The organism is Actinomadura sp. BRA 177 (assembly GCF_013372625.1).
Lineage (GTDB): Bacteria > Actinomycetota > Actinomycetes > Streptosporangiales > Streptosporangiaceae > Spirillospora.
Map to the genome: position 1 here is coordinate 1 of NZ_JABXFD010000474.1, position 4,712 is coordinate 4,712.

The window sequence follows — 4,712 nt, forward strand, 5'->3', positions numbered from 1 at the left end:
GCCGCCACCACCATCGACCACGTCCTGCACTGGTCACTGTTCCGCCGAACCCACCAGACCCGCGCTCTGATCAGCCACTACCGGCAGCGCGGAGATCCCATCCCCCAAGAACTGCGAATGTAGTACCTGCGACCCGCGTGTTCTCGGAGTCTCGGGGGGGGATGTACCGCCGCATGCCATAAGTCTGTGCTGTCCGCGCTCATCGGCGGCGCGTTGGTCCTCGATGGCTCGGCCGAAGCCCTGAGGCAGGGCTGACCCGCCTACCGGACCGTGACCAACACGTTCGCGGTGCTGCGTCTGCTTCCGATGACCGATCGGGACAAGGACGCCGAGATCTTGGTGTCGCGGCATCAGATCGCCATGCTGGAGCGCCAGCTTGGCGGAACGAGAGCGCGATTCACTACGGCGGACCGGGCGCTTGTGGCGGCGCTGCTGCACCGGCTACCTTCCGGCGCGCTGCGGCGGATGCGGCTGTTCGTGCGGCCGGACATGGTGCTGCGCTGGCACCGGGACCTAGTCGCCGGTCGGCATGGCGCCCGGTCCAAACCAAGCGGCCGAGCCGACCGCCCACCGTTCGCTCCATCCGCCTGCTAGTACTTCGTCTGGTGCGGGAGAACCCGGGCTGGCTACCGGCGGGTGCACGGCGAACTGCTGGTGCTCGGTGTCAAGGTCGCGGCCTCCACCGTCTGGGAGATCCTCAACGACGCTGGCATTGACCCGGCACCCGAGCGTTCCGCCACCACCTGGGTCCGCTTCCTGCGTTCCCAGGCCGAGGCGCTGCTGGCGTGTGACTTCCTTCAGACCGTGACTCTTACCGGCACCCGCATGTACGTGCTGGCGGTCATCGAGCACCACACCCGCCGCATCCGGGTTCTGGGTGCCACCGGCCACCCGACCGCAGCGTGGGTGACCCAAGCGGCGCGGAACCTGGTCATGGACCTGGAGGACGCCGGCTGCCGGGTGCGGTTCATGATCCGCGACCGCGATGGCAAGTTCCCCGAGGTGTTCGACGCCGTCCTGGCCGATGCGGGTATCCGAGGGGTGCTCACCGGGGTGCGGATGCCCAGGATGAACGCGGTCATGGAGCGGTCGGTGCAGACGTGCCGCCGCGAGCTCCTCGACCGCACGCTGATCTGGAACCAGCGGCACCTGCTCCACGCACTCGGCGAGTTCGAGACCTTCTACAATGAGCATCGGCCTCATCAGGGCATCGCCAACGCCCGCCCGTTGAAGCCGCTGCCTCCACCGATCACCGAACGCGACGAGATCGCCCACCTGAGCATCCGGACACCGCAACGGCTGGGCGGAATCCTCAACGAGTACGAATATGCCGCATGACCTGCTTGGACGAGGTTTTCGGCAGGGACAGGCGCCATGCCGCTGCTGCCCAAGCAGCTAGGGATCGACCCCTGCGGTCGTCTCCGCCCCGATGGTCACCACGTTCGTGGACGCCACCGGGTCTGATCATCTACTTCCTGACCGCGAAAGCCGTCCTGGGCGTCTGATCCGGGTATTCCTCCATAGACGTGGTGCTGCGCAGCCCCGACCAGATCGCGCGCTACTACGAAGGAAGCGGAGGTGCTGGAACCGGGCGTGGTCCCCACCTCCGCCTGGCGACCTGACGTCTACGACATCGGTGCCGCGCCCGCACAGGGACGCCCTGTGCGGCGTCGCCCGAGGGGGAGGAGGCCCACCGCAACCGATGTAGCTACTTGGCGCGGGTCGGCCTCGGCGATGGCTGCCGTCCGTCAGGCGGGCGGCCGGTTTGAGTCGGGCGAACGGCGGCGAACGGCTGCGTTCGCTTCGGTGATGTGCAGGCGGTTGTGCAGTCCGGCGATGTTCATGATGCGCAGCACCCGGGACTGCGGGTGGTGCAGGCGCAGCTGGCGGCCGTGGCCGGTCATGACCTGGTGTGCCCACACCAGGACGGCCAGGCCGCTGGAGTCGGCGAAGCTCAGCTCGGAGAGGTTGAGCAGCAGCCGGTGCGGGTCGTGTCGGTCGATCACCGCGCCGATGAGGCGGCGCAGGTCCTCGGAGGCGGCCGCGTCGAGTTCGCCGCGCAGGCGCAACTCGGCCGTGGAGTCGTATGGACGGACGTCGACCGCCACCAGCAGTGCGCCCCCGGCGCAGGAGACGGTGCCGGGGGTGGCGGTGGTCGATGGCGTCGGCCCGCTGGGCCGGGATGCCGGGGTGTACGGGTGATCGTTTGCCGGGGTCACAGAGCCTCCAAAAGTGCGGGGATCTCCGGGACCGGGCAGGGTCAGGGGCCGGACCGAGATGGAGCGAACGTGGCGCGCCCGTGCAAAGAGGACGCGCCGGTGAAACGGATCGGGTGGATTGGAACCTGATGGTGCTAGGCGTCACCGCCGAGGATCTCTGCGGCCAGTTCGGCGACGCGGCGGCGGCTGTCGCGTGCCTGTTTGCGCAGCCGGTTGAAGGCCGCCACGGCGTCCACGCCGTGGGTGGCCATGAGGTAGCCGATGGCGCGTTCGATGGCGACGCGGTAGTCGAGCGCGTACTGCAGCTGGGCGGCGGTGACGCTGTGCTCCTGGGACGACAGCGCGGCCGCCATCAGCTCACCGACGAGGTCGGCGTAGGCGCGCAGCGCCGACATGTCGGAGTCGTCCCATCCGTAGGGCTGGGACCGGTAGACGTTCAAGGTGCCGACCGGGCTGCCGCCCAGCAGGATCGGCACTCCCGCCACCGCCCGCACCCGTACGTCGAGGACCTGCGTGAGGTGCGGCCAGCGGGTGTCCGAGCGCACGTCCTTGGTGTGGACGGGGCGACCCAGGACGTAAGTGTCGTAACACGGCCCTTCTTCGGCCTGGGCCTGGGCTTCCTCCAGGGAGCGTCCCGCCTCATCGGACGCCGCGATCGAGAGCAGCTGCTCCTTCTGGTCGATGAGCATGATGCCGGCGCCGTCGTAGCCGAACAGCCGGTCCACCGAGCTGACCACCCGCTGCAGGGCCCGCGCGACGTCGGTCTCGTGCGGGGTTTCGCGCAGCCGCTCAAGGCTGGCGCCCAGCGCTTCGACGTCGATATGCATCATGCTTCACATCCTTGGACGGCGGGCCCGGGGTCGCCGGGGTGCGGCCGCGCCACGGCCGTCCGCGTTCGTGTGCTCATGGGTGCGCCGCGAGCCTTGCGACCAGGTTGGCGGCGGTGTCGGCCAGGTGCTCGCCGAGCGCGATCTGTTCGTCGGTCCATGTGCCGGGCGTGCGCCGGTAGAAGTCCAGCGCGCCGATGACGGCGCCGTCGAGCCGGACGGGTACCGACAGCACGGCGCGTACCGGTGCCGCTCGGCGGGCCAGTTGTGCGTATGCCGGGCCGGCCTGATCTGCGAGATCGTTCACCGCCACGGGCTGATCGGCGGCCACGGACTCCTGCGCGGGCCCGGCCCGTTCGAACTCCTGGGCGTACTCCAGTTCCAGTCCCTCGGCTGTGGACCCGCCCACGGCATGCAGCCCGTTCGCCTCGTTGGCCAGCATCAACGCCGCACCGTCCGCCGCCGAGAGCGCCGCCATCGAACACAGCGCACGAGACAGCTTTCCGGCGGCCAGGACCAGCCGCTGACTTGTCTCGGCGGTGGTGAGGTGGTCGGACGCGGGCGCAGCCGGGAGGTCCGGCATCTGGCCGTCTCCGGGGTCGCCGCCGTCAATCGCCACAATGGTCCTCTCGCAGATCCTTTGCACCGATCCGCGGACACAGGGCGGAACCTGGTCCCACCCTACCCGGCTCCTTGCCGCTCAGGAGACGCGTCGGCGCGGCGTGCGGCCGCTCCCCGCAGATTTCAGGTCACCCTGGTCGGCGGACAGTCTCGCGAAAGCGTGGTGGAGGGTGACGCTGATCGTGATGTGCTCGTCGAGGCCGGTTCGTTGCAGGATCCGGTGGCAGAGCGGGCTCGGACGGCTGAGCACCAGCCGGCGGTCGTGCGCCGTCGCGGCCTTCCAGATGCCCACCAGCCCCCCGAGTCCGGAGGAGTCGCAGAAGGTCACGCCCTGCAAATCCAAGATGATTCGCCGAGTAGTGACGCAATGGGAAATCACGTAGTCACGGAACGCGTTCGCCGTGAGATGGTCGATTTCTCCGGCTGCCTTGATGAGAAGGCAGGAGTTGCGGTGCTCGACCTGGAGCCGAATCCGGTCGTAAGGGTCGTTCCACGATTGCTCAAGAGCCGTAATTTCGTGTCGTGCAGCGTCCATCGCCGTAATCGACCTCCCGTCGCGTCAACGCTACCCGCGGACGATGCGAACAATCATGTGCGTCGCCGACACGCCTGTGACCTGGCCAGACCGTTGATCGAGGCCGGTGGACCCGCGAGATCGCGAGGGAGGTGCGGGCCTCGCGAGCAGCACCGAATGCTTCCTTGCCTTCCGGCAAGTGTCTTTTTGTGGTTAAGGTGGGGTGAGAGGACAAGGTCCTCGTTCGGCGGCTTTGCTCAGGAAGGGAAGTGGTCCGCCGCAGCCTCTGACAGTGATGGAAATCACCCAAAGCACTGATGGTCCCCACGACGTTCTCGGCCCGGCGCTGGGTCCTGCTCCGTATCCGGTGCTCGCCGTGGACGCGACCGGGTCCGTTACACGAATCAATGACGCGGCTCGCTCCTTGCTCGGCATGGTGCCGGGTGGGGTATTGAGCGACCGGGTGCCGGGATGGCTGGCAGACGCGCACCACGCGTTGGCCACCGCCCCCGCCCCTGTCCGCGCGGAGCC

At 68.5% G+C, this 4,712-nt stretch carries 6 protein-coding genes and 1 pseudogene; 3 read left to right on the top strand and 4 right to left on the bottom strand.

Annotated elements, in window-relative coordinates; all coding sequences use genetic code 11:
* Nucleotides 1–270: 270 nt before the first annotated feature.
* Together HUX53_RS40240 and HUX53_RS42685 are read left to right on the top strand one after the other, a co-directional pair.
* A complete protein-coding gene (locus tag HUX53_RS40240) occupies nucleotides 271–594 on the top strand; it encodes a hypothetical protein (protein ID WP_217919991.1) in 324 nt (107 codons plus the stop codon).
* Between the two features lie 42 nt (nucleotides 595–636).
* Complete coding sequence (locus tag HUX53_RS42685) at nucleotides 637–1,338, top strand: integrase core domain-containing protein (RefSeq protein ID WP_217919992.1); 702 nt, start codon at nucleotides 637–639, stop codon at nucleotides 1,336–1,338.
* A gap of 410 nt (nucleotides 1,339–1,748) precedes the next feature.
* Here HUX53_RS42685 and HUX53_RS27785 read toward each other — a convergent pair whose 3' ends face one another.
* From HUX53_RS27785 to HUX53_RS27800, 4 genes are all read right to left on the bottom strand, one after another.
* Nucleotides 1,749–2,219, bottom strand: coding sequence for an STAS domain-containing protein (locus tag HUX53_RS27785; RefSeq protein WP_176406174.1), 471 nt, complete (start codon nucleotides 2,217–2,219; stop codon nucleotides 1,749–1,751).
* 134 nt (nucleotides 2,220–2,353) lie between these two features.
* A complete protein-coding gene (locus tag HUX53_RS27790) occupies nucleotides 2,354–3,049 on the bottom strand; it encodes a GAF and ANTAR domain-containing protein (protein ID WP_176406175.1) in 696 nt (231 codons plus the stop codon).
* Between the two features lie 73 nt (nucleotides 3,050–3,122).
* The gene (locus HUX53_RS27795; protein ID WP_176406176.1) at nucleotides 3,123–3,629 is read right to left on the bottom strand and encodes a GAF domain-containing protein; all 507 of its coding nucleotides are present in this window, start codon (nucleotides 3,627–3,629) and stop codon (nucleotides 3,123–3,125) included.
* 117 nt (nucleotides 3,630–3,746) lie between these two features.
* Nucleotides 3,747–4,202 (bottom strand): STAS domain-containing protein, encoded by a 456-nt coding sequence (locus HUX53_RS27800; protein ID WP_176406177.1) that lies wholly within the window; start codon nucleotides 4,200–4,202, stop codon nucleotides 3,747–3,749.
* Between the two features lie 271 nt (nucleotides 4,203–4,473).
* Between HUX53_RS27800 and HUX53_RS40245 the strand changes: the two are divergent.
* Nucleotides 4,474–4,712, top strand: a pseudogene (locus HUX53_RS40245) (hypothetical protein); the annotation flags it as partial.